General features: G+C 63.0%; 24 protein-coding genes. 19 read left to right on the top strand and 5 right to left on the bottom strand.

The window, feature by feature from the left end; genetic code table 11:
* The first annotated feature begins 2 nt into the window (after nucleotides 1-2).
* The 9 genes from infA to dsbD all read left to right on the top strand — a co-directional run bounded on the left by infA (nucleotide 3) and on the right by dsbD (nucleotide 6,212).
* A complete protein-coding gene (infA, locus tag LFL96_RS17990; RefSeq protein WP_004521905.1) occupies nucleotides 3-221 on the top strand; it encodes a translation initiation factor IF-1 in 219 nt (72 codons plus the stop codon).
* A 20-nt stretch (nucleotides 222-241) separates the two neighbouring features.
* Entirely contained in the window at nucleotides 242-358 is a 117-nt protein-coding gene (gene rpmJ, locus LFL96_RS17985; protein WP_004199844.1) for a 50S ribosomal protein L36, read from the top strand.
* A 41-nt stretch (nucleotides 359-399) separates the two neighbouring features.
* Nucleotides 400-765, top strand: a complete 366-nt coding sequence (gene rpsM, locus LFL96_RS17980) for a 30S ribosomal protein S13 (protein WP_006052223.1) — start codon at nucleotides 400-402, stop codon at nucleotides 763-765.
* A 28-nt stretch (nucleotides 766-793) separates the two neighbouring features.
* On the top strand, nucleotides 794-1,198 hold the full coding sequence (gene rpsK / locus LFL96_RS17975; protein WP_006052224.1) for a 30S ribosomal protein S11: 405 nt from the start codon (nucleotides 794-796) through the stop codon (nucleotides 1,196-1,198).
* Nucleotides 1,199-1,345: 147 nt separating this feature from the next.
* Nucleotides 1,346-1,969, top strand: coding sequence for a 30S ribosomal protein S4 (gene rpsD / locus LFL96_RS17970; RefSeq protein WP_007180123.1), 624 nt, complete (start codon nucleotides 1,346-1,348; stop codon nucleotides 1,967-1,969).
* 124 nt (nucleotides 1,970-2,093) lie between these two features.
* On the top strand, nucleotides 2,094-3,071 hold the full coding sequence (gene rpoA / locus LFL96_RS17965) for a DNA-directed RNA polymerase subunit alpha (protein WP_064267471.1): 978 nt from the start codon (nucleotides 2,094-2,096) through the stop codon (nucleotides 3,069-3,071).
* A gap of 170 nt (nucleotides 3,072-3,241) precedes the next feature.
* Nucleotides 3,242-3,634: a 50S ribosomal protein L17 gene (gene rplQ / locus LFL96_RS17960; RefSeq protein ID WP_006052227.1), complete on the top strand. Its 393-nt coding sequence runs from the start codon at nucleotides 3,242-3,244 to the stop codon at nucleotides 3,632-3,634.
* Nucleotides 3,635-3,868: 234 nt separating this feature from the next.
* Complete coding sequence (cutA, locus tag LFL96_RS17955) at nucleotides 3,869-4,195, top strand: divalent-cation tolerance protein CutA (RefSeq protein WP_281000821.1); 327 nt, start codon at nucleotides 3,869-3,871, stop codon at nucleotides 4,193-4,195.
* A complete protein-coding gene (gene dsbD, locus LFL96_RS17950; RefSeq protein WP_281000819.1) occupies nucleotides 4,188-6,212 on the top strand; it encodes a protein-disulfide reductase DsbD in 2,025 nt (674 codons plus the stop codon). Before cutA ends, dsbD begins: the two co-directional genes overlap by 8 nt.
* Nucleotides 6,213-6,494: 282 nt before the next feature.
* Here dsbD and hemB read toward each other — a convergent pair whose 3' ends face one another.
* Complete coding sequence (hemB, locus tag LFL96_RS17945; RefSeq protein WP_280996555.1) at nucleotides 6,495-7,493, bottom strand: porphobilinogen synthase; 999 nt, start codon at nucleotides 7,491-7,493, stop codon at nucleotides 6,495-6,497.
* A gap of 248 nt (nucleotides 7,494-7,741) precedes the next feature.
* Nucleotides 7,742-8,395 carry a ribosome biogenesis GTP-binding protein YihA/YsxC gene (gene yihA / locus LFL96_RS17940; protein ID WP_280996554.1) on the bottom strand — a complete coding sequence of 218 codons (654 nt, stop codon included), beginning with the start codon at nucleotides 8,393-8,395 and terminating at the stop codon, nucleotides 7,742-7,744.
* 296 nt (nucleotides 8,396-8,691) lie between these two features.
* Here yihA and LFL96_RS17935 point away from each other — a divergent pair, with 296 nt between their 5' ends.
* From LFL96_RS17935 to msrQ, 5 genes are all read left to right on the top strand, one after another.
* On the top strand, nucleotides 8,692-9,345 hold the full coding sequence (locus LFL96_RS17935) for a c-type cytochrome (protein WP_280996553.1): 654 nt from the start codon (nucleotides 8,692-8,694) through the stop codon (nucleotides 9,343-9,345).
* Between the two features lie 134 nt (nucleotides 9,346-9,479).
* Complete coding sequence (locus tag LFL96_RS17930; RefSeq protein ID WP_280996552.1) at nucleotides 9,480-11,690, top strand: cytochrome c biogenesis protein ResB; 2,211 nt, start codon at nucleotides 9,480-9,482, stop codon at nucleotides 11,688-11,690.
* Between the two features lie 4 nt (nucleotides 11,691-11,694).
* Nucleotides 11,695-12,912, top strand: coding sequence for a c-type cytochrome biogenesis protein CcsB (ccsB, locus tag LFL96_RS17925; protein WP_280996550.1), 1,218 nt, complete (start codon nucleotides 11,695-11,697; stop codon nucleotides 12,910-12,912).
* 202 nt (nucleotides 12,913-13,114) lie between these two features.
* On the top strand, nucleotides 13,115-14,110 hold the full coding sequence (gene msrP / locus LFL96_RS17920) for a protein-methionine-sulfoxide reductase catalytic subunit MsrP (RefSeq protein WP_280996548.1): 996 nt from the start codon (nucleotides 13,115-13,117) through the stop codon (nucleotides 14,108-14,110).
* A gap of 15 nt (nucleotides 14,111-14,125) precedes the next feature.
* The gene (msrQ, locus tag LFL96_RS17915) at nucleotides 14,126-14,875 is read left to right on the top strand and encodes a protein-methionine-sulfoxide reductase heme-binding subunit MsrQ (protein WP_280996546.1); all 750 of its coding nucleotides are present in this window, start codon (nucleotides 14,126-14,128) and stop codon (nucleotides 14,873-14,875) included.
* Between the two features lie 157 nt (nucleotides 14,876-15,032).
* Here msrQ and lysA read toward each other — a convergent pair whose 3' ends face one another.
* The gene (lysA, locus tag LFL96_RS17910) at nucleotides 15,033-16,295 is read right to left on the bottom strand and encodes a diaminopimelate decarboxylase (RefSeq protein WP_280996545.1); all 1,263 of its coding nucleotides are present in this window, start codon (nucleotides 16,293-16,295) and stop codon (nucleotides 15,033-15,035) included.
* A gap of 9 nt (nucleotides 16,296-16,304) precedes the next feature.
* Complete coding sequence (locus LFL96_RS17905) at nucleotides 16,305-16,661, bottom strand: lipoprotein (protein ID WP_280996544.1); 357 nt, start codon at nucleotides 16,659-16,661, stop codon at nucleotides 16,305-16,307.
* A 36-nt stretch (nucleotides 16,662-16,697) separates the two neighbouring features.
* Here LFL96_RS17905 and cyaY point away from each other — a divergent pair, with 36 nt between their 5' ends.
* Nucleotides 16,698-17,015, top strand: coding sequence for an iron donor protein CyaY (gene cyaY, locus LFL96_RS17900; RefSeq protein ID WP_280996543.1), 318 nt, complete (start codon nucleotides 16,698-16,700; stop codon nucleotides 17,013-17,015).
* A 120-nt stretch (nucleotides 17,016-17,135) separates the two neighbouring features.
* Here cyaY and LFL96_RS17895 read toward each other — a convergent pair whose 3' ends face one another.
* Entirely contained in the window at nucleotides 17,136-19,535 is a 2,400-nt protein-coding gene (locus tag LFL96_RS17895; protein ID WP_280996542.1) for a penicillin-binding protein 1A, read from the bottom strand.
* A 253-nt stretch (nucleotides 19,536-19,788) separates the two neighbouring features.
* Between LFL96_RS17895 and pilM the strand changes: the two genes are divergently transcribed.
* Genes pilM through pilQ form a run of 4 tightly spaced genes read left to right on the top strand, consistent with a single transcriptional unit; the run spans nucleotide 19,789 to nucleotide 24,486 of the window.
* Nucleotides 19,789-20,781 carry a pilus assembly protein PilM gene (gene pilM, locus LFL96_RS17890; RefSeq protein ID WP_280996541.1) on the top strand — a complete coding sequence of 331 codons (993 nt, stop codon included), beginning with the start codon at nucleotides 19,789-19,791 and terminating at the stop codon, nucleotides 20,779-20,781.
* On the top strand, nucleotides 20,778-21,554 hold the full coding sequence (locus LFL96_RS17885) for a fimbrial assembly protein (protein WP_280996540.1): 777 nt from the start codon (nucleotides 20,778-20,780) through the stop codon (nucleotides 21,552-21,554). The genes pilM and LFL96_RS17885 overlap by 4 nt, the downstream gene beginning before the upstream one ends.
* On the top strand, nucleotides 21,551-22,642 hold the full coding sequence (locus LFL96_RS17880; protein WP_280996539.1) for a hypothetical protein: 1,092 nt from the start codon (nucleotides 21,551-21,553) through the stop codon (nucleotides 22,640-22,642). Before LFL96_RS17885 ends, LFL96_RS17880 begins: the two co-directional genes overlap by 4 nt.
* Nucleotides 22,639-24,486, top strand: a complete 1,848-nt coding sequence (gene pilQ / locus LFL96_RS17875) for a type IV pilus secretin PilQ (protein ID WP_280996538.1) — start codon at nucleotides 22,639-22,641, stop codon at nucleotides 24,484-24,486. Before LFL96_RS17880 ends, pilQ begins: the two co-directional genes overlap by 4 nt.
* Nucleotides 24,487-24,597: the final 111 nt, after the last annotated feature.

Here is a 24,597-nt window from a genome sequence, read left to right as displayed (position 1 = left end):
ATATGGCCAAAGACGATGTTATCCAGATGCAGGGTGAAGTCATCGAAAACCTGCCTAACGCTACCTTCAGGGTGAAGCTGGAAAACGGCCATGTCGTATTGGGACACATATCCGGCAAGATGCGGATGCACTACATCCGAATCCTGCCGGGCGACAAGGTGACGGTTGAATTGACGCCTTACGATCTGTCGCGTGCGCGGATCGTGTTCCGGGCGAAGTGATTTGAAAAAAGGGTAATATCATGAAAGTGATGGCATCGGTTAAGCGCATTTGCCGCAATTGCAAGATCATCAAGCGCAAAGGCGTTGTGCGCGTGATTTGCAGCTCTGATCCGCGCCACAAACAGCGTCAAGGCTGAACGCCGCGCTTTTGCTTGCGCTTTTTGTTTGAGGAAAAACAATGGCTCGTATCGCAGGGGTTAACATCCCGAATCACCAGCATACTGAAATCGGCCTGACGGCTATTTACGGTATCGGCCGCACGCGCTCGCGCGACATTTGCGTCGCTGCTGGTGTGGCATTTTCGAAGAAGGTCAAAGACCTGAACGACGCAGACCTCGAAAAGCTGCGTGAAGAAGTCGGCAAGTTCATCGTTGAAGGCGATCTGCGCCGTGAAACGACGATGAACATCAAGCGCCTGATGGATCTCGGCTGCTACCGTGGCGTCCGGCATCGTAAGGGCTTGCCCCTGCGCGGCCAACGCACGCGTACGAATGCCCGTACGCGCAAGGGTCCGCGTCGTGCAGCGCAATCGCTGAAGAAGTAAGCGGAACTGACAGTTACAGGAAAACGTAATGGCTAAGGCTTCGAACAACTCCGCGGCGCAACGCGTTCGCAAGAAGGTCAAGAAGAACGTCGCCGAGGGCGTGGTTCACGTTCACGCGTCGTTCAACAACACCATCATCACGATTACCGATCGTCAAGGCAATGCACTTGCTTGGGCAACGTCGGGTGGTCAGGGCTTCAAGGGTTCGCGTAAATCGACCCCGTTTGCAGCTCAGGTGGCAGCCGAATCGGCTGGCCGCGTGGCGATGGAATACGGCGTGAAGAACCTCGAAGTGCGTATCAAGGGCCCTGGTCCTGGTCGCGAGTCGGCGGTGCGCGCGTTGCATGGTCTTGGCATCAAGATCACCGCGATCTCCGACGTGACTCCGGTCCCGCACAACGGCTGCCGTCCGCCGAAGCGTCGTCGTATCTAAGACGCCGATTTTGCGAGTGCCTGTTGCCGCTCCGCGCGGCGGCAGGCTGCTTGCGTTATTGAATTGACTAAGCCCACCGTTCGACCCAAAGGGTTCGGACTAGCGCACGTGCATGCACTTGCGTGATTAATCATCGAAGGAATCAACGTGGCACGTTATATCGGCCCGAAGGCCAAGCTGTCCCGCCGTGAAGGCACTGACCTCTTCCTGAAGAGCGCCCGTCGTTCGCTCGCTGACAAGTGTAAGCTTGACAGCAAGCCTGGCCAACACGGCCGCACCTCGGGCGCACGTACGTCCGACTACGGCACCCAGCTGCGCGAAAAGCAAAAAGTGAAGCGCATCTACGGTGTCCTCGAGCGTCAATTCCGTCGTTACTTCGCCGAAGCCGACCGCCTGAAGGGCAACACGGGTGAAAACCTGCTGCAGTTGCTCGAATCGCGTCTGGACAACGTCGTGTATCGCATGGGCTTTGGCTCGACGCGCGCTGAAGCGCGTCAGCTGGTTAGCCACAAGGCGATCACGGTGAACGGCGTCGTGTCGAACATCCCGTCGATGCAAGTGAAGGCTGGCGACGTGGTTGCCGTGCGCGAACAGAAGAAGAAGCAGGCGCGTATTCTCGAAGCGCTGTCGCTGGCTGAGCAAGGCGGTCTGCCGAGCTGGGTCGCTGTGGATTCGAAGAAGTTCGAAGGCACGTTCAAGCAGAAGCCGGAACGCAGCGATATCGCTGGCGACATCAACGAAAGCCTGATCGTCGAATTGTATTCGCGGTAATCGGATTAACGGCCGGGGCTCCCCGATTGCGTTGCGCAACGGGGCGTTCCGGCTGTTTATTTTCAGGTTGTTACCGGTCAGCCTTATCGGTGTAACGAGCCGAGGGTATTGAAAAGGAAAACCTATGCAAACCAGTTTGTTGAAGCCCAAGATCATCGCAGTTGAATCGCTTGGCGAGAGCCACGCGAAAGTGGTCATGGAACCGTTTGAACGCGGTTACGGCCACACCTTGGGTAACGCGCTTCGGCGCGTGCTGTTGTCGTCGATGGTGGGCTACGCGCCGACCGAAGTGACGATCGCAGGCGTCGTGCACGAGTATTCGACGCTCGACGGTGTGCAAGAGGACGTGGTCAACCTGTTGTTGAACCTGAAGGGCGTGGTCTTCAAGCTGCATAACCGTGACGAAGTGACGGTTACGCTGCGCAAGGAAGGCGAAGGCGTTGTCACCGCTGGCGACATCGAACTCGCACACGATTGCGAAGTGATCAACCCTGATCACGTGATTGCGCATCTGTCGAAGGGCGGTAAGCTCGACGTTCAGATCAAGATCGAGAAGGGCCGCGGCTATGTGCCGGGCAATGTGCGTCGTTATGGCGAAGAGTCGGCCAAGATCATCGGCCGTATCGTACTGGACGCGTCGTTCTCGCCGGTTCGCCGTGTGAGCTACGCCGTCGAAAGCGCTCGCGTCGAACAGCGTACCGACCTCGACAAGCTCGTGATGAATATCGAAACCAACGGTGTGATTTCGCCGGAAGAAGCGATCCGTCAATCGGCGCGCATTCTGGTTGATCAACTGTCGGTGTTCGCTGCGCTGGAAGGCACCGAGGCAACGGCTGAAGCGCCGTCGCGCGCGCCGCAGATCGACCCGATCCTGCTGCGTCCGGTGGATGATCTCGAACTCACGGTTCGTTCCGCGAACTGCCTGAAGGCTGAGAACATTTACTACATCGGCGACCTGATCCAGCGTACGGAAAACGAGCTGCTCAAGACGCCGAATCTGGGCCGCAAGTCGCTGAACGAAATCAAGGAAGTACTGGCGTCGCGTGGTTTGACGCTCGGCATGAAGCTGGAAAACTGGCCGCCCGCAGGGTTGGACAAGTAAATCGGCAAGTCGTCCCGGGTCAGAACCCGCCGCTGCACTGGCAAAGACGCGGATTTTCCTTTAAAATCCGCGTCTTGTCTTTTTTAACTACCGGCCCGTGCACTCGCTATCCCAGATAGATCGAGCGCGATAGAAGAGCTGGACCAAAACTTTGAATCTAAGGAATTAACATGCGTCACCGTCATGGTCTGCGGAAACTGAACCGCACGAGCAGCCACCGTCTGGCAATGCTCCGTAATATGTCGAACTCGCTGATCGAGCACGAAGTCATCAAGACCACGCTGCCGAAAGCAAAAGAACTCCGTAAAGTTGTCGAGCCGCTGATCACGCTCGGCAAGAAGCCGTCGCTGGCAAATCGTCGTCTGGCGTTCAATCGCCTGCGCGATCGTGACTCGGTCACGAAGCTGTTCGAAGTGCTGGGCCCGCGTTACGCGACCCGTCCGGGCGGCTACCTGCGCGTGCTGAAGTTCGGCTTCCGCGTCGGCGACAACGCACCGATGGCACTGGTCGAACTGCTCGACCGTCCGGAAGTTGAAGAAGTTGAAGTGCAAGAAGCTGAGTAAGCTTTAAGCATCAAGAGAAAGCCAGGCACACTGCCTGGCTTTTTTATTTGCGGCGACGGAAAACTCGACGACGCGGAACGCGATTTGTCGCACTGACTTTGTCGCACCAACACGACTGCGGCGAAATGCCCCGGATCGCACGGCTAGCCGGCTGTGGGCTCGGCGGCGGGAGCGCCGGGCTAGGTGATACGATAACGGCTCCCGAATCGTGCGTCGTTGGAGTCTGTTGTGAGCCTGAATGTGACCTTGATTCTCACCACGGTTCCGGATGCAGCCGTCGCCCAAAAGCTTGCCACGGATGCGCTGGCCGCCCGCCTCTGCGCGTGCGTCACGCAACTCGGTGCCGTGCAGTCGAGCTATCACTGGCAAGGCGCGATCGAGTCGGCGCAAGAGATCCAGTTGCTGTTCAAGACTAGTGCCGCACGTGCCGCCGAACTCGAGCAGTTCATTCAGACGCAACATCCCTACGACACGCCGGAAATCCTCTCGTGGCGGGCGACGGCATCCGCCGCGTACGGCCAGTGGATCGCCGCAGAAACCCAACGTCCTCTCCATGTTTAACCGTCTCGACCGACGCATGCGTCACACGCTGCGCGCGGTGTTCTTCCTGTTCGCCAGTCTGATTGCCGTAGCCCAATTCGGCACGCTCGCCCATGCGTCGGACGACTTCCTCGACCCTGCGGTCGCGTTCAAATTCAGCGCGACGGAAAAGCCGGGCGAAGTCGACGTGACCTACAAGATCGCGGATGGCTACTACATGTACCGCGAGCGCTTTGCTTTCGCGACGCGTAACGGCACGACGACGATCGGCGAGCCGCTGTTGCCGCCGGGGCATGTGAAGTTCGATCAGACCTTCAACAAGAATGTCGAGACGTATCGTAACGAGCTCACGATCCGCATCCCGGTCAAGCAGGCGGCCGGCCCGTTCGATCTCGCCGTGACGTCGCAAGGCTGTGCCGATGCCGGCATTTGCTATCCGCCGATGGAGCGGGTCTATCACGTCAGTGGTGAGGCTTTGCAGCCGGCTGTGAGTGCAGCGGCGAACAACAGCGCTGCGCAGTCGTCTGCTGCCGAGCCTGGCGTGTCGACTGCACCTGCGATGAGCAAAGCCAATAAGCTCCTCAGCGGCGCCGCAAGCAGCAGCGCAAATGCTACTGACGCGCAATCATCAGCCGCCGTACAGCCCGCTGCATCCGCTGGCGGAACATCCACCGCATCTTCCGACGCGGCGCCCTGGTACGAGCGCGCCACCAGCGCCGACTACGCCCAGTCGCTACTGCAAGGCGGCGGATTCTTCGCGATCATCGGGCTCTATTTTGTCGCCGGCGCCGTCCTGAGCTTGTTGCCGTGCTCATATCCGATGATCCCGATCCTGTCCGCGATCATCATCGGCGAAGGTGCGCGGGTGACGCGCGCTCGCGGCTTCGCGCTGTCGCTGGCGTACGTGATCGGCATGGCGCTTGTGTACACGGTGCTGGGCATCGCCGCCGCGCTCGTCGGCCAAAGCTTGGGCGCGTGGTTGCAGAATCCCTGGGTACTCGGCGCATTCGGCGTGCTGCTCACAGTCTTTGCGTTGACACTGATAGCCGGCGTCGATATCGCCTTGCCGCAGCGCTGGCAGGATGGGGTGTCGCGCGCATCGACCGGGCGTTCCGGCGGTAAGTTCGCCGCCGTCGCCGTGATGGGCGCATTGTCGGCACTGGTTGTCGGCGCGTGCATGACCGCGCCGCTTTTCGCCGTGCTCGCGTTCATCGCGCATACCGGCGACGCCGTGCTCGGCGGCGCCGCGCTGTTCGCGATGGGCTTGGGCCTTGGCGTGCCGCTGCTGATTCTCGGTCTCGGCGCCGGCACATTTCTGCCGCGTGCCGGCGCGTGGATGGACAGCGTGAAGGTGTTCTTCGGCGTCGTGCTGCTCGCGGCCGCGCTGTGGATCGTCTGGCCGGTGCTCGGTGCGGGCGCGACCATGCTGTTGAGCGCGCTCTGGCTGCTGATCGCGGCGGCATCGCTCGGACTGTTTTCGACGCTGGGGGCGGAGGCTTCGATCTGGCGTCGGCTGAGCCGCGGGATCGGCGCGGCGCTCGCCATCTGGGCGGCTGTGCTGCTGGTCGGTCTTGCCGCCGGTTCTTCGGATCCGCTGAAGCCCCTTGCCGTACTGGCCGCACGCGGTGCGTCGGCAGGCGACAACGTGTCAGGGCGGGCGGAAACGGCGTCACAGGACGCTTTGACTTTTGCCCCGGTTCGCTCTTCCACCGAACTCGACGAAGCCGTCAAAACGGCCGCACAGCCCGCCATGCTCGATTTCTATGCGGACTGGTGTGTCAGCTGCAAGGAGATGGAGAAGCTGACCTTCAGCGACCCGCGCGTCCAGGCCAAACTGAAGCAAATGAATTTGCTACGTGCCGACGTTACGGCGAACAACGCGAATGATCAGACGCTGCTCAAGCGTTTCGGTTTGTTTGGGCCGCCCGGGATTATTTTCTTCGATCACGGCGGTAAGGAAGTGCTGCGGGTCGTCGGCTACGAGTCGGCGGATAAGTTTCTGCGCAGTCTGGATCGGGTGAGCGCGCCGGGCGCCTGATTGAGCGAATCGTCGCAGCGATGCCGCGACACGAAGCGGCAGGCATCGTTTCCGATGCGGCATCCGATGTAACGCCAAACGAACACACCAGCGCAATCGGTGACATTCAGCAACGCCGCTCGTCAGGGCGACGTCGCCGCTTCTGACGCGACTAAGCGGCGAAACCACCAACCTGCCCGCTACGACACACAAAAAAAACGGAGGCGCGACCCCAAGATCGCGCCTCCGTTTTATTAATCCCCACACTGCGAGCCTCTCAAAGCCCGCAGCGTGATCAGCACATCACTTCTGCGCCCGCAAAATCCGCGCGGCATCCAACGCGAAGTACGTCAGCACGCCATCCGCGCCCGCTCGCTTGAACGCCAGCAGCGATTCCATCACCACCTTGTCGTGATCGAGCCAGCCGTTCTGTGCGGCGGCCTTCAACATCGCGTACTCACCGCTCACCTGGTACACGTACGTCGGAAACTGGAACTCGTCCTTCACGCGACGCACGATATCCAGATACGGCATGCCCGGCTTGACCATCACCATATCCGCGCCTTCGTTGATGTCCGCCTGCACTTCGCGCAGCGCCTCGTTCGAGTTGGCCGGGTCCATCTGGTACGTCATCTTGTTGCTCTTGCCGAGGTTCGTCGCGGAACCGACGGCATCACGGAACGGGCCGTAAAACGCCGACGCGAACTTCGCGGCGTAGGCCATGATCCGCGTATGGATATGGTCCTCGCTCTCGAGCATTTCGCGGATCGCACCGATACGGCCGTCCATCATGTCCGAGGGAGCGACGATATCGACGCCGGCTTCCGCCTGCGCGCGGGCCTGTTCGACGAGGATTTCGACGGTTTCGTCGTTGATCACGTAGCCGTTTTCGTCGAGCACGCCGTCCTGGCCGTGGCTCGTGTACGGATCGAGCGCGACGTCGGTGAGAATGCCCAGTTCGGGAAAGCGCTTCTTGAGTTCGCGAACCGCGCGCGGCACGAGGCCGGCCGGGTTGGTCGCTTCGCGGCCGTCCGGCGTTTTCAGCGACGGCTCGATCGCCGGGAACAGCGACAGCACGGGTACGCCCAATTCGACGCACTGCTCGGCGACGCCCATCAGCAGATCGACGGATACGCGTTCCACGCCCGGCATCGACGGCACGGCTTGCCGTACGTTGGTGCCTTCGACGATGAACACGGGGTAAATCAGATCGTTGATGGTGAGGATGTTTTCGCGCATCAGGCGACGCGAGAAGTCGTCACGGCGCATGCGGCGCGGACGGTAGTGCGGATAGAAGCTCATATCGAATCGAGGATCGTGGATGTGTGGAGTGGACAAGTAACGCCTGCCTCCGCTCCCGGAAACTTTTCGAGACAATGGTATATCATACCGATCGAGCAAGGCGCCATGCGCTGACCTCCCCGCTTCTCCTCCCTGAGCGGGTGCCTGTCGTTTTTCGATTAGGCTGTTTGACCCGCCGTTTAAGCGGCGGGTTTTTTTATGGGCGGACGGAAAACGCATCACGCTTCGCCCATGGAAGGCAGGAGGCGTTATTCAGCGGCGTTCGCTTCGCCCGCCTCGTCGGGAATCAGCCAGCTTTCGATCAGCGCATGCGCCTCGTCGATCCCGACGCGCTTGAGCGCCGAAAACAGCTGCGCGGTCAGTTCGCCCTGATAGCCGGCGCTGGTGTATTCGGCCAGACCTTTCTGCGTGGTGCGCAATGCATTGACGCTTTCCTGACGCGTCAATTTGTCGCATTTCGTCAGTAGCGTATGGATCGGCTTGCCGGTCGGCGCGAACCACTCGATCATGCGCCGGTCCAGCTCCGTCAACGGGCGGCGCGAGTCCATCATCAGGATCATGCCGCGCAGTTGCGAGCGCGTTTGCAGATAGGTGGACAGCAGCGCTTCCCAGTGCGCCTTCGCAGCGCCCGGCACTTCGGCGTAACCGTAGCCCGGCAGGTCGACCAGATTCGCGGTGGGTTCGTCCGCCTTGCCGACGGAGAAATAATTGATGTGCTGCGTGCGGCCCGGCGTCTTACTGGCGAAGGCGAGACGCTTCTGATTGCACAGAATGTTGATCGCCGTCGATTTCCCCGCATTCGAGCGTCCCGCGAAGGCGATCTCGGGTTGCGACGTGGCCGGCAGATCGCGCAGGTGATTGACGGTCGTGAAAAAGCGGGATTGGTGGAGCAGGAAGGACATGATCAGGCCAGGATTCGAGACGCCGGGGAACCCGGAGTGGGGACGGGTCAAGCCCGACTGGCGTCTTAGCGATTAGCGAGTTATTGTACAATACGATGGTTTACTGAAAACCTGAGGAGGCCTGCCCGCGTGCCTTGGCGGCCTGTCGAGGGTGAGTCGGTCGCTGTCGCTGTTTGCAAAACCTTCAAGAAAACGCGGGGCCGTCCCATGTTTTTTTGCCCCTTCGGGGGGCCTGGCGCGAGGTGTCAGGATTGGGGCTCTCTAATAAATCCCACAAGACGAGACAGGGTGTGCGAATGAATCGACTGAGCAAGACTCTGATGGTGATTCAGGTAGCGGCAGGTCTTTCTGGTTTGGCAATTCAGGCACGAGCAGCAGATCCGGTGAAGCCGGACGTCAATCGGGGGCAGGCAATCGCGGTGCAGGTATGCGCGTCGTGCCACGGGGCCGACGGCAACAGCGCCGGCGGCGCGTATCCGAAGCTGGCGGGTCAGCACCCGGAATATCTCGTCAAGCAACTCAAGGACTTCAAGATCCAGCCCGGCGCGAAGCAGCCTGCCCGTAACAATGCGATCATGGCGGGCATGGCGGCGGCGCTATCCGATCAGGATATGGTCAACGTCGCCGCGTATTTCTCGACGCAGACGCCGAAGCCCGGTTACGCACATAACAAGGACACGGTGCCGCTCGGTCAGAAGATCTACCGCGGCGGGATTGCCGACAAGGGCGTGCCGGCCTGCGCGAGCTGCCACGGTCCGACCGGTCAGGGCATTCCGTCTCAGTATCCTCGTCTGTCGGGGCAATGGGCCGAATACACGGTGGCGCAGTTGACCGCGTTCACACAAGGCCCGGGCGCGCGCAACAACAACGAGCCGATGCATGCCATTGCCACACGGTTGTCGGATAGTGAGATTAAGGCGGTAGCGGATTACATCGCGGGCTTGCACTAATAAGATATCCGCAAGTTCGCATTTGATTGTCAAGTGCAACCGGCCCATCGAGGCCGGGACAAAACAAGAAAAGGGTGAGGGCGTCGTGCCTACGACAGCCCTTCACCCTTTTTTGCTGTTCAGTCGGAGTTTGAATGAGCGTCACCACGTCGGGTTTGCAGTCGAAGTCGAGCAGCCGCCTTGTGCGCAATGTCGTCGAAGTGTTGAGTTCGATGCGTTTCGCCATCGCGTTGCTCGTGATTCTGTCTATTGCCAGCATTATCGGTACCGTCCTCACGCAGGACGATCCGTACCCCAACTACGTCAATCAGTTCGGCCCGTTCTGGGCGGACATCTTCCGCTCGCTGAGTTTGTACACGGTGTACAGCTCGTGGTGGTTCATGCTGATTCTCGGCTTCCTGATGGTGTCGGTGTCGCTGTGCGTGATCCGTAACGCGCCCAAGATGCTCGCCGACGCGAAGAGCTGGAAAGACAAGGTCCGCGAAGGCAGCCTGCGCGCGTTCCATCACAAGGGTGAGTTCGCGGTGAATGGCACGCGCGCGCAGACCTCGGCGGTGCTCGGCAAACTCTCGGCGAAGCTGGGCTACAAGTTCGTCACGCGCGAGTCGGACGGGGCGACGCTGATCGCGGCCAAGCGCGGCGCGTTGACGAAATTCGGCTACATTTCCGCGCACCTCGCGATCGTCGTGATCTGTATCGGCGGCCTGCTCGACAGCAATCTGCCGATCAAGCTGCAGATGTGGATGTTCGACAAGACGCCGATCCGCTCGAACACGGTCATCAACGAGATCGGGCCGGAACATCGTCTTTCGCAGTCGAATCTGACGTTCCGTGGTTATGCGTGGGTGCCGGAAGGTCAGCACGTGTCCACCGCGATCCTCAACCAGCCTGACGGCTCGTTGATCCAGGACCTGCCGTTTTCGATCGAGCTGAACAAGTTCATCGTCGATTATTACTCGACCGGCATGCCGAAGCTCTTCGCGAGCGACATCGTCGTGGTCGATCACAAGACCGGCGCGCGCGTGCCGGCGCGCGTCGAGGTGAACAAGCCGTTCACCTACGACGGCGTGTCGATCTATCAGTCGAGCTTCCAGGACGGCGGCTCGCAGATGCAGATGACCGCTTTCCCGATGACCGGCGCGAGCGCGAAGACCGCGCCGTTCGGCGGCACGATCGGCGGCAATGCGCCGTTGAATACGGCCACGCCGCTCGCCGACGGCAAAACGGTGGAGTTCACCGATTTCCGCGCGATCAACGTCGAAAACGTGTCGAACGGCAGCGGCCAGACCGATGCCCGCGGCGTCGCCGCGCATCGCACGCTGAAGGAAGCGTTCGACGAACGGCTCGGCTCCGGCGCGAAGTCGTCGAATCCGCTCGATCTGCACAACGTCGGCCCGTCGGTGCAATACAAGGTGCGCGACAAGGACGGCCAGGCGCGCGAGTACAACAACTACATGCTGCCGGTGGACGTTTCCGGCGAGAAGATGTTCCTTGCCGGCATGCGCGTGAATCCGGACGACCCGTTCCGCTACCTGCGCATTCCCGCCGACAGCGGCGGCACGGTCAAGGAGTGGATGAATCTGCGCGCCACGCTGGAAGATCCAGCTATGCGCACCGCGGCCGCGCATAGTTTCGCGCTGCGTTCGGTGCCGGGCTCGAACACGGAATTGCAGCAGCATCTCGAGGAAAGCGCGCTACGCGTGCTGACCCTTTTCGCGGGCGCGGACAACAGCGTCAAACTGGCCGACGGCCAGCCGGCCGGCGGCTTCCAGGCGATCGCGGCATTTATCGACCGTTCGGTGCCGAAGCCCGAGCAGGAAAAGGCGGCTGGTTTGCTGCTGCGCATGCTGGAAGGCTCCACGTGGGATCTGTGGCAACTGTCGCGCCAACGGCTCGGCGAGCCCGCCGCCACGGTCAGCGCGGACGCGAGCCGCTTCATCCAGAGCTCGATCAACGCGATTTCCGACAGCTTTCTGTATGGTTCGCCGGTCTACTTGCAGCTCGACTCATTCAAGCAGGTGCAAGCTTCGGTATTTCAGTTGACGCGCGCACCGGGCAAAAAAGTCGTGTATCTTGGCAGCCTGCTCCTCGTGTTGGGCATCTTTTCGATGTTCTACGTCCGCGAACGGCGCCTCTGGTTCTGGCTCAAAGATACCGATCACGGCACGAACGTCGTGATGGCGATGTCGACAGCGCGTAAAACGCTCGACTTCGAAAAAGAGTTCGTTCAGACGCGCGACGCCGTCGGCGCCGCTCTGGGCGCCAAACTCACCGAAGCAAGCGGAGCCGGCCAGACCGGCCACGGCAGCACGCCGTCCGCAAGCTCACAAGATTCGACCCGGTAAGATCATGGACTTGACTCAGGTTTCCTCATCCTCATCGCCCGCGCGCCCGAAAAAAGCGTCGTCTGGCGAGACTTTCAATGCACTGAACGTCGCACAGTTCGACGAACGGCCGTTCCTGAAACGGCTCGGTATCGTCGACTGGTTGTTCGCCCTCGCGATGGTCGCGGGCGCGGGCTTTGCGCTGTCGCGCTACCACCCGTTCATGAACTACTACGACAAGCTGGTGCTGGTGTGCGCGGTGCCGGTGTTCGTGGTGCTCGGCTGGCGCTGGAAACCGGTGCGCCCGCTGATGGTGGGTATCGCGGCGCTGTCGTTGCTGGCCATCCAGATCTATCACGGCGATCTGACCCGCGCCGACAACGCGTTCTTCCTCAAATACTTCCTGTCGAGCCAGTCCGCGATTCTGTGGATGAGCGCGCTCTTCGTGTTCGCCACCGTGTTCTACTGGATCGGCTTGCTGTCGCGTTCGCCGACCGGCGCCGCGATCGGCTCGAAGATGACGTGGGCGGCGGTGCTGATGGGTTTTGTCGGCCTGATGGTGCGCTGGTACGAGTCGTACCTGATCGGCGCGGACGTCGGCCACATTCCTATTTCGAACCTGTACGAAGTGTTCGTGCTGTTCAGCCTGATCACCGCGCTGTTCTACCTGTATTACGAGCAGCACTACAACACCCGCGCGCTCGGCGCGTTCGTGTTGCTGGTGATCAGCGCGGCCGTCGGCTTCCTGATGTGGTACTCGGTCGCGCGCGACGCGCAACAGATCCAGCCGCTCGTGCCCGCGCTGCAAAGCTGGTGGATGAAGATTCACGTGCCGGCGAACTTCATCGGTTACGGCAGTTTTGCGCTGTCGGCCATGGTGTCGGTCGCGTATCTGGCGAAGGAGCGTGGTTGGCTGGCCGACCGTCTGCCGCCGCTGGAAGTGCTTGACGACCTGATGTACAAGTCGATCGCGGTCGGCTTCGCATTCTTCACGATCGCGACGATTCTCGGCGCGCTGTGGGCTGCTGAAGCCTGGGGCGGCTACTGGAGCTGGGACCCGAAGGAAACATGGGCGCTGATCGTGTGGCTGAACTACGCGGCATGGCTGCATATGCGCTTGATGAAGGGGCTGCGCGGCGCCGTCGCGGCATGGTGGGCGTTGACGGGGCTGCTGGTGACGACCTTCGCGTTCCTCGGCGTCAACATGTTCCTGTCGGGCTTGCACAGCTACGGCAAGCTGTAATTTCTGCCGTTTCGAATCGACTGAAAACCGCCGCGTGCTTCGCACCGGCGGTTTTTTTATGGCTGATGGAATATTGGCTGCATCCAGGGTGTTCGTTCTGCGAGTACCTGAAGATGGCTGGCCGGATAATCCGGACGAACCAGCGATCAACCATCATGGCCCCCGGGCTGGACAAACCGGCGAGGCCGCAAGGAGCAGCACGATGTGGATCAAAAGCAGCGACAGCATTCGACTCAGAGGCGACGACATCGCGCAGAGCGAGATCACGCCGCGGCGCGTGTTCGAGAACCGGCGGCGCGTGTTGCAGGCGGCCGGCGCGCTGGCGCTCGGCAGCCTGATCGGCGTGAATGGCGAGGCGCTGGCGGCATACGCGTCGCCGGACCCGAAAGCGCGCAAGCTGGTGGCGAAAACCAATCCGAAGTTCGTCGCGCTCGACAAGATCACGCCGTACAAGGACATCACCACGTACAACAACTTCTACGAGTTCGGCACCGACAAATCCGACCCCGCGCAAAACGCGGGCACATTGCGGCCGCAACCGTGGAAGGTGAGCGTCGAGGGCGAGATCAAGAATCCGAAGGTGTACGACATCGACGAATTGCTGAAGCTCGCGCCACTGGAGGAACGGGTGTATCGGCTGCGCTGCGTCGAAGGGTGGTCGATGGTGATTCCGTGGATCGGCGTGCCGCTCGCCGAATTGATCAAGCGCGTGCAGCCGACCGGCAACGCGAAGTACGTGCAGTTCATCACGCTGGCCGATCCGTCGCAAATGCCGGGGCTGTCGACGCCGGTGCTCGACTGGCCCTACTCCGAAGGTCTGCGCATGGACGAGGCGATGAATCCGCTCACGCTGCTGACCATGGGTCTTTACGGGCAGGTGCTGCCCAACCAGAACGGCGCGCCGGTTCGCGTCGTGGTGCCGTGGAAGTATGGGTTCAAGAGCGCGAAATCGCTGGTGAAGATCCGCTTTGTCGACAAGCAGCCGGCGACGAGCTGGAACACGTATGCATCGAACGAATACGGGTTTTATTCGAACGTGAATCCGAACGTCGATCATCCGCGCTGGAGTCAGGCGACCGAGCGGCGTATCGGCGAGGACGGCTTTTTCACGCCGAAGCGTAAGACGTTGATGTTCAACGGCTATGGCGATCAGGTCGCGTCGATGTATCAGGGCATGGACTTGAAGAAGAATTTCTGAGCGGAAGGAGTGGATATGGCTTCCGATTTACGGCCGGATGCGCAAAGCGGAACGCGTGAAGCGCCGAGTCGACCGGTAGGCGGGTCGGCAGCAACAAGCCGGTCCGCTAGCCGGTCCACAAGTAAACCCGCAAGCGGTCCACGCTGGATCGTGCCCGCGAAGATCGCGGTGTTTATCGCGGCGTGGTACCCGCTCGCGCGCATCGTGTTCTTTGGCGTGACCGACCGGCTCGGCGCCAACCCGATCGAGTTCATCACCCGGTCGACCGGTTTGTGGACGCTCGTGTTTCTGTGCATCACGCTCGCCGTCACGCCATTGCGCAAGCTGACGGGCATCGCCGCGTTCGTGCGTTTTCGCCGCATGCTCGGCCTTTATGCCTTTTTCTACGCGACGCTGCATTTCATCACCTATCTCTGGTTCGACAAGTGGTTCGACGTCGCGGCGATTCTGAAGGACATCGGCAAGCGGCCGTTCATCACGGTGGGTTTCGCGGCGTTCTTGCTGCTGATCGCATTGGCCGCGACGTCGCCGCGCGCGATGGTGCGTAAGCTGGGGCGTCGCTGGCAGATGCTGCATCGGACGATCTACGCGATCGGCGCGCTGGCGATCCTGCATTTCTGGTGGATGCGCGCGGGCAAACACAACCTGCTGCTGCCGAAGATTTACGGCGCGATCATGATCGCGTTGCTGGGCTGGCGGTTGGCCGCGCGGTTGCTCGACCTGAAGAAGAGAGCGAAGACGAAGGTGCCGTCGCAAGCGGGATAGGAAGACTGGCGCGGCTCCGCGCAATGCCACGCATCCGGCAAACGTGCGGCGCAAATAGAAAAAGGGCGATGCCGTTTCGCGGCATCGCCCTTTTTCATTGCGTTCGATCCTGCGAGGCCACAAACCCCGCGACCCGCGCACAACGTTCACTCGACGTTTACACCGGCAAGATCGTCTCGCCCGCAAACAGTTGCTTGACCTCTTCGCGCACTCGAACCACATGTGCCTGTGTACCATCCACCATCACCTCGGCGGCGCGCGGACGGGTGTTGTAGTTGGAGCTCATCACGAAGCCGTACGCACCGGCGGAGCGGATCGCCAGCAGGTCGCCGGGTTCGACCGCCAGCAGGCGTTCGCGGCCCAGCCAGTCGCCGCTTTCGCACACCGGGCCGACCACGTCGTACACATGGGCCGCCACGTCGCGCTTCACGACCGGGTCGATCGCGTGATACGCCTCATACATCGCGGGGCGCGCGAGATCGGTCATCGCCGCGTCGACGATCGCGAAATTCTTTTCCGCGCCCGGCTTCAGAAACTCGACGCGCGTGAGCAGCACGCCCGCATTGCCGACCAGCGAACGCCCCGGCTCGAAATACACTTCACGATGACCGTGGCCGCGCGCCTCGATCCGGTCGAGCACGGTACGCACGAACTCGCCGATTTCCGGCGGCGTTTCGTCGTCGTACGTGATGCCCAGACCGCCGCCCACGTCGATGTGGCGAATCTTCACGCCGTCCTGTTCGATCTGCTCGACGAGTTCCAGGACCTTGTCGACCGCGTCCAGATAGGGCGCGACCTCGGTGATCTGCGAACCGATATGGCAGTCGATGCCGACCACGTCCAGATTCGCCATGGCGGCCGCCGCGCGATACGTGGCGCGCGCGTCTTCGAAAGCGACGCCGAACTTGTTCGACTTCAAGCCGGTGGAAATGTACGGATGCGTTTTCGCGTCGACGTCGGGATTCACGCGCAGCGAGACCGGCGCCTTCCTGCCCATTTCCGCGGCGACCGCATTCAGGCGGTCGAGCTCGGGAATCGATTCGACGTTGAAGCATTTGACGCCGGCCGCGAGCGCGTCGCGCATTTCGTCCGCATGCTTGCCGACGCCGGAAAACACGGTGTTTTCCGCTTTGCCGCCGGCTGCGAGCACACGCGCCAGTTCGCCGCCCGACACGATGTCGAAGCCCGCGCCAAGACGCGCGAACACGTTCAGCACCGCGAGATTGCTATTGGCCTTCACGGCGACGTGCACGCTCGCGCGGCGCCCGGCGCAGGCGCCCGCGTACGCGTTCCACGCAGCGGTGAGCGCGGCGCGCGAGTAGACGTACAGCGGCGTGCCGAACTGCTCGGCGAGGGAGACGGCGGACACGCCCTCGGCGTGCAACACGCCGTCGACGTAGTCAAATGCGGATGAAGTCATGCGAAAGTCTTATTGAACGGGTGTGGCGGCAGAGGCAGGCAGCGGTGCTGCGGAAGCGGATGCAGCGGTGGCGGTAGCGGGCGGCGCGGCAAGCTCGGTTTCCGGCGCCAGCGAAAGCGGCGAACCCGACGTATCCGGCACTTCGCCCACCGGGCCCGGCGTGGCCGTATTCGACGCCGCGTTCGTTGCGGCCGGCGGCAGGGCTTGCGTGCTGTCGGTCGGCTTGGCCGGCAGCGGCGGCACGGTCGGCAGATAGAGCGAGCCGCGTTGTCCGCAGCCGGCCAGTGCGCAACCTGCGAGAATGGCTAAACCCGCTACAATCGCGCGGCCGGACACTGCCGCGCGCATCCGAGGTACGACTCGCATGACTGTCCCTGAATAAATAAATCGATGGAGTTTAGCATGTCCGATAGTGATTACCTGACCCGCGCGGAAGCCGCGCTAGCCGCCATCGAACGCGCTGTCGACGACATTTCGGCCGACATCGAACTCGAGCGCAGCGGCAATGTGCTGACTCTCGAATTCGAGAATCGCACGAAGATCATCGTCAACCTGCAACCGCCGATGAGCGAGATCTGGATCGCCGCGAAAGCCGGCGGTTTTCACTACCGTTTCGTCGACGGCGCATGGCGCGACACGCGCAGCGGCAACGAGTTTTTCGCGGCGCTGTCGGAGTACGCGACGCAACAGGCCGGCGAGCCGGTTCGCTTCGAAGCGTAGGGCGCGGCAGAAACAAGTGCCCAAATAAAAACCGCCGCGTGTCGAATGAACGCGGCGGTTTTTGCATTTCTGGACTTTAATCCCAGCTCTGGTTCCAGTTCCAGCGACGCAAACGCGGCCTCAATGCCCGCGGAACAGATTCATGATGTCCTGCTTCTCCTGCTCGCCGACCTGTTCGGGCGCAACCGCCGACGCACCGCTGGCTTCGGCGTCGAGCGCCGCCTGGCTGATACCGACCGTCGAGACGAAGCCATTGCCCGGCGTGAAGTCGTCGAAATACAACTCCGAGCCGATTTCGACGACACCTTCCGGCATCGGCATCTTGTACTCCGGCACGCCCTTGAGCGCGCGGCCCATGTACTCGATCCACACCGGCAACGCGAGGCCGCCGCCGGTTTCGCGGTCGCCGAGGCTGCGCGGATTGTCGTAGCCGATCCACGCGATCGCCGTGAGCGTGTGCTGATAGCCGGCGAACCACGCATCGCGGGAATCGTTGGTCGTGCCCGTCTTGCCGCCCAGGTCGGTGCGCTTCAGCACGTTGGTCTTGGCGCCCGTGCCGCGCTGCGCGACGCTCTGCAGCAGACTGTTCATCACATACGCGTTGCGCGGCTCGATGGCGTGCGGTGCGCTTTGCGCGGCTACCAGAGGCTGCGCGTGCGCGACCACGATGCCGCGCTGATCGGTGACTTCGGCGATCAGATACGGATTGACGCGATAGCCGCCGTTCGCGAAGACCGAGAACGCGCCCGCCATCTGCAACGGCGTGACGAGACCCGCGCCGAGCGCCATCGGCAGATAGGCCGGATGACGGTCGGCGTCGAAGCCGAAGCGCGTGATGTATTGCTGCGCGTATTTCGTGCCGATCTGGTTGAGGATACGAATCGACACCAGGTTCTTCGACTTCTGCAACGCGGTGCGCATGCTCATCGGCCCGTCGAAACCGCCGCCATAATTCTTCGGCTCCCACGCCTGACCGCCGGTCTCTGCCGCGCTGAAAAAGAGCGGCGCGTCGTTGATCACGGTAGCCGGTCCCAAGCCCTTTTCGAGCGAGGCCGAGTAGATGAACGGCTTGAAGCTCGACCCCGGCTGACGCCACGCCTGCGTCACGTGATTGAACTTGTTCTTGTTGAAGTCGAAGCCACCCACCAGCGCGCGAATCGCACCGTCCTGCGGGATCACGGAAACGAACGCGCCTTCCACCTGCGGTAATTGCGTGATCGACCAGTTGCCGTCGTCGTTCTTGATCAGGCGGATGATCGCGCCGGGCCGCACGCGTTGATTCGGCTGCGCGCGCGGCCCGAGCGCGAACTGCGCGAAGCGCAAGCCGTCGCCCTGAATGGTCGCGACATTGCCGTCGATGAACGTGGCCTGCACCTGCTTCGGGCTCGCGGCGGTCACGACCGCGGCGATGATCTCGCCGTTGTCGGGATGTTCGAGCAGCGCGTCGTCGATAGCCTGCTCGCGGTCGTCGGCATCAGACGGGAGATCGATGAACGCCTCCGGACCGCGATAGCCATGACGCCGCTCGTAGTCCATCAGACCTTTGCGCAGTGCGCGGTACGCGACGTCCTGATCGGCCGAATCGATCGTGGTCACGACGTTCAGCCCGCGCGTGTAAGCCTCTTCGCGATACTGCGCGTACATCATCTGCCGCACCATTTCCGCGACGTACTCCGCGTGCACGCTGAACTCCTTGCCCGCACCCTTCACCACGAGCGGCTGCTTGCTCGCTTCGTCGTACTGTTCCTGAGTGATGTAGTGCAGTTCGTACATGCGTTGCAGGATGTACTCCTGACGGATCTTCGCGCGCTTCGGATTGACCACCGGGTTATACGCGGACGGCGCTTTCGGCAGACCGGCGAGCATGGCCGATTCGGCCAGCGTCAGGTCCTTCATGTCCTTGCCGAAGTACACCCGCGCGGCGCTCGCGAAACCGTATGCGCGCTGACCGAGATAGATCTGATTCATGTACACCTCGAGAATCTGATCTTTCGTGAGCTTCGACTCGATCTTGTACGCGAGCAGCATCTCGTAGATCTTGCGCGTGTAGGTCTTCTCGCTCGATAGAAAGAAGTTGCGCGCCACCTGCATGGTGATCGTGCTGGCGCCCTGCGTGGCATGGCCGTTGGTCAGCGCGACGAAACCCGCGCGCGCGATGCCGGTGAGGTCGACACCGCCGTGATCGTAGAAGCGCGCGTCCTCGATGGCGAGCACCGCTTTCTTCAGGCTGTCTGGCACGTCCTGAATATGGACGATGTCGCGCCGCTCCTCGCCGAATTCGCCGATCAGCACGTGGTCCGCCGTGTAGATGCGCAGCGGCACCTTGGGCCGGTAGTCGGTCAGCGCGTCGAGCGACGGCAGGTTCGGCGTGGCCACCACCAGCGCATAGCCGAGCACCAGCAGCACGCACATGATGCCGGCGACGATCAGGCCGACAAAGCCGAGAATCAGCTTCAGCCACAGCGGACGTTTGCGCTTCTGCGGCGCGGGCGGCGGGGACGTAGGAGACGTGGATTGCATAGGGGCACCAAAAAACAGTCCCGGGATTATAGCCGCCCCGCTTTGCAGCTTTCGGCGTGCTTACGGGCGCGTCCGGATGAGCCGCCGTTCGGCGCGGGATTCACTTCACTGTAGCCGCTTTGATGTTCGCGCGGGTTACGTGGCAGCCAACGTTAGCCATTTGGCTGAATGTCGCTCAGACGCCCCCTTGCGGAGAATCCTTCCTCGTCGCTCGCGTTCGAATGGGTCGCAGCGCGAGTCAGAGGGAGGGCATATGACGGTAAAAAAGTTTTGGCTTGATGTGTTGCAGGAAGGTGCGCCGCGTTTCGCCGCGGGTATCGACGTGGGTTCGCAAAACGTGCGGCTGGTCATCGTCAGTCATCGCGCGTTGCCCGAACCGTTGCTCAAGATCGAGTACGTGCGGACGGTGCCGCTCGCGCCGGGCGCGATGGCGGGCAACGAGATCGTCGATCGCGTGGCGGTGACGCGCGCATTGCGCGAGGCGTTCGACGGGCTGCCGCGCGCGTGCACGGCGCAGACCCTGTGTTGTGCGATGGCGGTGCCGTCGTCGGCCATGATGTTCGCGGCGGTGCCGCTCGCGCTGCTCACCGCGAAAAGCGGTTGCGCGGACGACGGCGGTTTCGAACTGTCGGACATCGAGCCGGCCGTGATGACGGAGATCGAGGGGATGACGGGGCTGGAGCGCCATGCGCTTGCGGTCGACTGGTTCATTGCCGATGGCCTCGCGCCGGTGCGCTCGGTGATCATCGCCGCCACCGCGCGTCCGCATCTCGAAGCGCGGATGGAATGCGCCGCGGCGGCGGGCATTTCGTTGACCGCTGTCGATGGCGAGCCGCAGGCGGCGCTGCGCGCGCTGCGTTATGCGGCGCGCTGCGAGCTTGACTCGAACGAGCCGTTCATCGCGGTGTGGATCGGCACCGACGGCGTGTACGGCTGGCGTATCTGCGAGGAGGAGCTTGAGCACGACATGCGCTATCCGGCGCCTGAACATTCCGATCTCGCCGACGCGCTGCGCGATCTGGCCGATGGCTGTGCGGCGCGCTGCGCATTTGTCGGCGGCGAGATCGACCTGCTCGAAGGCGTGGGCTTCTCGATCGCGGACATCGCCGACGTGTTGGGCTGCCCGGTACGGCCGCTCGACATCGGCGCGCTGGACAACGTCGCGCGGCCGCTGACCGACGCGCTGTTGCATGAGCCGGATAGCGCGGTGGCTTTCGGGCTCGCGTTGCGCGGGGTGTGTGAATGAGTGGCGTGTTGTCGTGGGGGATGGAGGCGCTCGCCGCGTCTCCGGCGCTTCCGCCGGCTGCTTCGGCTGACGCTACGTCGCCGGCGGGGACGCCGGCGGCGTCTCGCCAAACCCGCTTCGTGAACGCGGCGCCCGGCAGTCTCAATCTGCTGCCTTACCGGCAACGCAATGCGCGGGCCGCGCGCGGGCGTCGTCTGCGTGAATGGGCGGCCGCCGCGTTGGTCGGATGCGTGGCGCTGCTGCCGGTGATCGGGTGGCAGGCGGTCGAACGCGTGCGGCTCGATGCGCAACGCGCTTCCATCGATCAATCGCTATGGCGTCTGCGCGAGCCGCTCGCGGAACACGCGGCCTTGCTGCGCACGCGCAACGAGCAGCGCAAAAACGACGCGCGTGCGCGGCGTGCCTCCGATCCGCTCACGTATCTGCGCGATCTGATCGACGCGTTGAGTTACGAGCCGGGCGATGGCGTCGTGCTGCGGCAACTGCGTCAGCGTGAGCAGGAAACGCAGTTGCTGGCGACATCGCGTGACCACGCGGCGTCGGCGGCGTGGCTCAAGCGTTTGAGCGCGATTCGTGGCGTGCGGGCTGCCGAGATGAGCGAGCTGCACAGCGCGGCGGCACGCCGTGGCGGCAACGCGGCGCCGGCCGTCGACGGCGGGGTGGAGTTCGGCGCGCATCTGCAATGGGGCGATGCCGCGGCGAAGAAGGGCGGCAAGGTGGCGGTGTCGTCATCGCGCGGTGTGACGTCCGAAGCATCGGGAGGGCGGAAATGAGTACGACGTTTGCCGGGTCTGGCGGAATGGTGGGTGCATCGCCGTTTCTGGGGCCGTGGATGGGGTGGGTAAGGTGGATAAGGTGGATCAGCGTGCCGTTCGGCGCGTGGAGCCGGCGGCGCCGCTGGTCGGTTTCGGCGGTGATCGCGATGTTGGTGTTCGCGGTTGGCGCGCGCGGCTGGATCGCAGCGGATCTGTCCGGTGTCGAGGTGAGGCGGACCGCGTTGGCGGCGAGTGCGCAGCGGCTTGTGGAAGCGCGGCGTGCGTCCGCGGAATTGCCAGGGCTGCGGCGCGAGGTGCAAGCGCTGGGTCGGGGGATGAGTGGGATGACAGGTGGGATGGCGGCCATGGCCGCAGCAGGCGCCGTGGAAGTAACTGGAGCAACAGGAGCGGCAGGAGCAACAGGAGCGGCTGAAGTAGCTAGCGCGGCGGGATCGAAGAAAGCAGAGACCGCGACGGGGCTCGCGCCGGCCGTCTCATCCTGGAGCTCGGCCGACGACGTGCGCGTCGTCTCCGAACTGGCCGCGCGCAATGAAGTGACCTTACTGACGCTCGATCCCGGCGTGGCCAGCGGTGTTGGGCCGGACAGCGTGCGCCCATTGCAACTCACCGCGCGCACCGATTTCGTTCATCTGATGGCGTTCCTGCGCGGACTGTCCGACTTGCCGGTGCTGATCGTGCCCATCGAGATGACGATCAAACGCGAAGCCGCTGCCTTGTCGATGAACGCGACCTTGCATGTATTCAGCGCGCTGCGGCCGGTGCCGTTGGACTCGTCCGCCAATGTGCTGGCTGACGACGCGAGCCTCGACGTCGACGACGATGAGGACGTCGTGTTCTTCGATCCTTTTTCGCCGCCGCAAATGTTCGCGGCCGGCGGTCTTGCCGACTTTACCCAGTTGCGGCTAGCCGGGCTCCTGCACGACCGCACACACGGGCTGGCATTGCTCGACACGCCGGATGGCGCGGCCACCATCGTGGCCGGTCAGCAGATCGGCGGCGAGCGGGTCATGCGGCTCGACGCACTCGGTGTCACGCTCGCACGTGGCGAATCGACCCGTACGCTCACGATGACGGAGACTTCATGATGAACCCGCCAGGCCTGGGTGAAGCGACGCGCACGGATACGCGGCCCGTGACGCTGGAAAGAGCCATGCGTGCGTCTCTGGAGCCCGCGACGCCGGAAGCGACGGTAAGTACGGTTGCGCCGCCTGCCGTTCGAAACCGTCCGAGGTTATCCGCACGTTTCGGATTCGCGATCGGTTACGTGCTGAGCGTCGGAACGGCGCTGGCCGCGGCGGCACCGCTGCCCACGCTACCGCCGTTGCCGGAGCATATGTCGTTCACGGACGCGAGCGATCTGGCCGACGCGCCGTACGGCGTGCCGCCGCTGCCGCAAGTAGTGTCGGCCGAGGTGCCGAATCCGTTTCGCGGCGATTCGGCGCGGACGTCGTCGGGTTCTGGGCGGCTGGCTTCCTCAAATAGTGACGAGACCGCCAGCGCACGTGAATTCGCCGATGACATCGACGGCGCGCGCCGCACGGACGGCCTTCAAATCGATGGCGCGGGCGCCAGGGCGGGGACCGCATTCGCGTCGGCAACGCAATCCCCGTCCTCAACCAGCGACGCAGCGTCCACGCTCGAAGGCCCGCCGGTCCCGCTGCCGCCGCTCGCGCGCCTGAGCAACGCGCCCCGAACTGCCGCGGACGCTAGCCTCGCGCCCGACGACAAGCCGATCTCGCTGAATTTTCAGCGTGCCGAGCTGGGCGCCGTGCTGAACGCGTTCGCCCAGTTCACTGGCCTGAACGTCGTCGCAAGCGACCGCGTGCGCGGTGTCGTCACACTGCGGCTCGACAAGGTGCCGTGGCGTGCCGCGTTCGATACGCTGCTCGACGTCAACGGCCTCGCCATGGAGCGTCGCGGCAACGTGATCTGGGTCGCGCCGCAAGCGGATCTGGCGGCGCGCGAGCGGCAGCGCTTCGAGGCCCACGCGCGGGCAGCGGACCTCGAACCGCTCGCGAGCCGCACCTTCGAGCTGCACTACGCGCGTGCCGAGGACGTGCGCCGCTTGCTGACCGGCTCCGGCAACCAGCGTGTGCTGTCCAAACGCGGCGCCGCCACCGCCGATCCGCGCACCAACCTGCTGTTCGTCACGGATCTCGACGCGCGTCTCGCGCAGATCGCGACGCTGCTGCTATCCGTCGACCGGCCGACCCGCCAGGTGTTGATCGAAGCGCGGATCGTCGAGGGCGAGCACGGCTTTTCGCGCAATCTCGGCGTGCGGCTCTCCATGGCCGCCACCAGCGAGGACGGGACGGCGCGCGGCCTGACCGGCGGCAAGGACGGCGCCGTCTACGATCTGTCGGCCCGGCCCATCTCCGGGTTCGACGCCGCCACCGCCGGCCTGACGCTATTCGCGGCCGGCGCGACGCGCCTGCTGAACGTCGAGTTGAGCGCGCTGGAAGCGGAAGGACGTGGCGAAATCGTGTCGAGCCCACGGGTGGTCACGGCGGACCGGATGAAGGCGGTGGTCGAACAGGGCACCGAACTGCCGTATCAGGCTAAAGTCGGGCAGGGCGTGTCGGGCGTGCAGTTCCGCCGCGCCACGCTGAAACTCGAAGTGGAGCCGCAGATCATGCCGGACGGCCGGGTCGTACTCGACCTCGATGTCGCCAAGGACAGCGTCGGCGAACAGACCGACGCGGGTCCTGCGATCAACACCAAACACGTGCAAACGCGTGTCGAAGTCGAGGATGGTGGTACGGTGTCGATCGGCGGAATCTACGCGACCGACGACCGGGACGATGTGACGCGGGTGCCGCTCCTGGGCAGAATACCGGTTCTGGGCGCGCTTTTTCGCCATCGGGCGCATCGCGATCAGCGCAGCGAACTGGCGGTTTTCATCACGCCGCGCGTCGTTCAGACAAATTAGGGGCGCACGGGCGGCAGCGGCGGCAAGACTTCGAACCGCTCCACGTGCGCCGCCGCACCGGGCGCTTAAACGGGGATTTCTCCGTGCAGCGCGCGGTGCGACAGGACGGGC

Source organism: Paraburkholderia sp. D15, from assembly GCF_029910215.1.
Taxonomy (GTDB): Bacteria; Pseudomonadota; Gammaproteobacteria; order Burkholderiales; family Burkholderiaceae; genus Paraburkholderia.
Note: the sequence above shows the minus strand (reverse complement) of the source record. Positions and strands in the feature narration are given on the sequence as shown.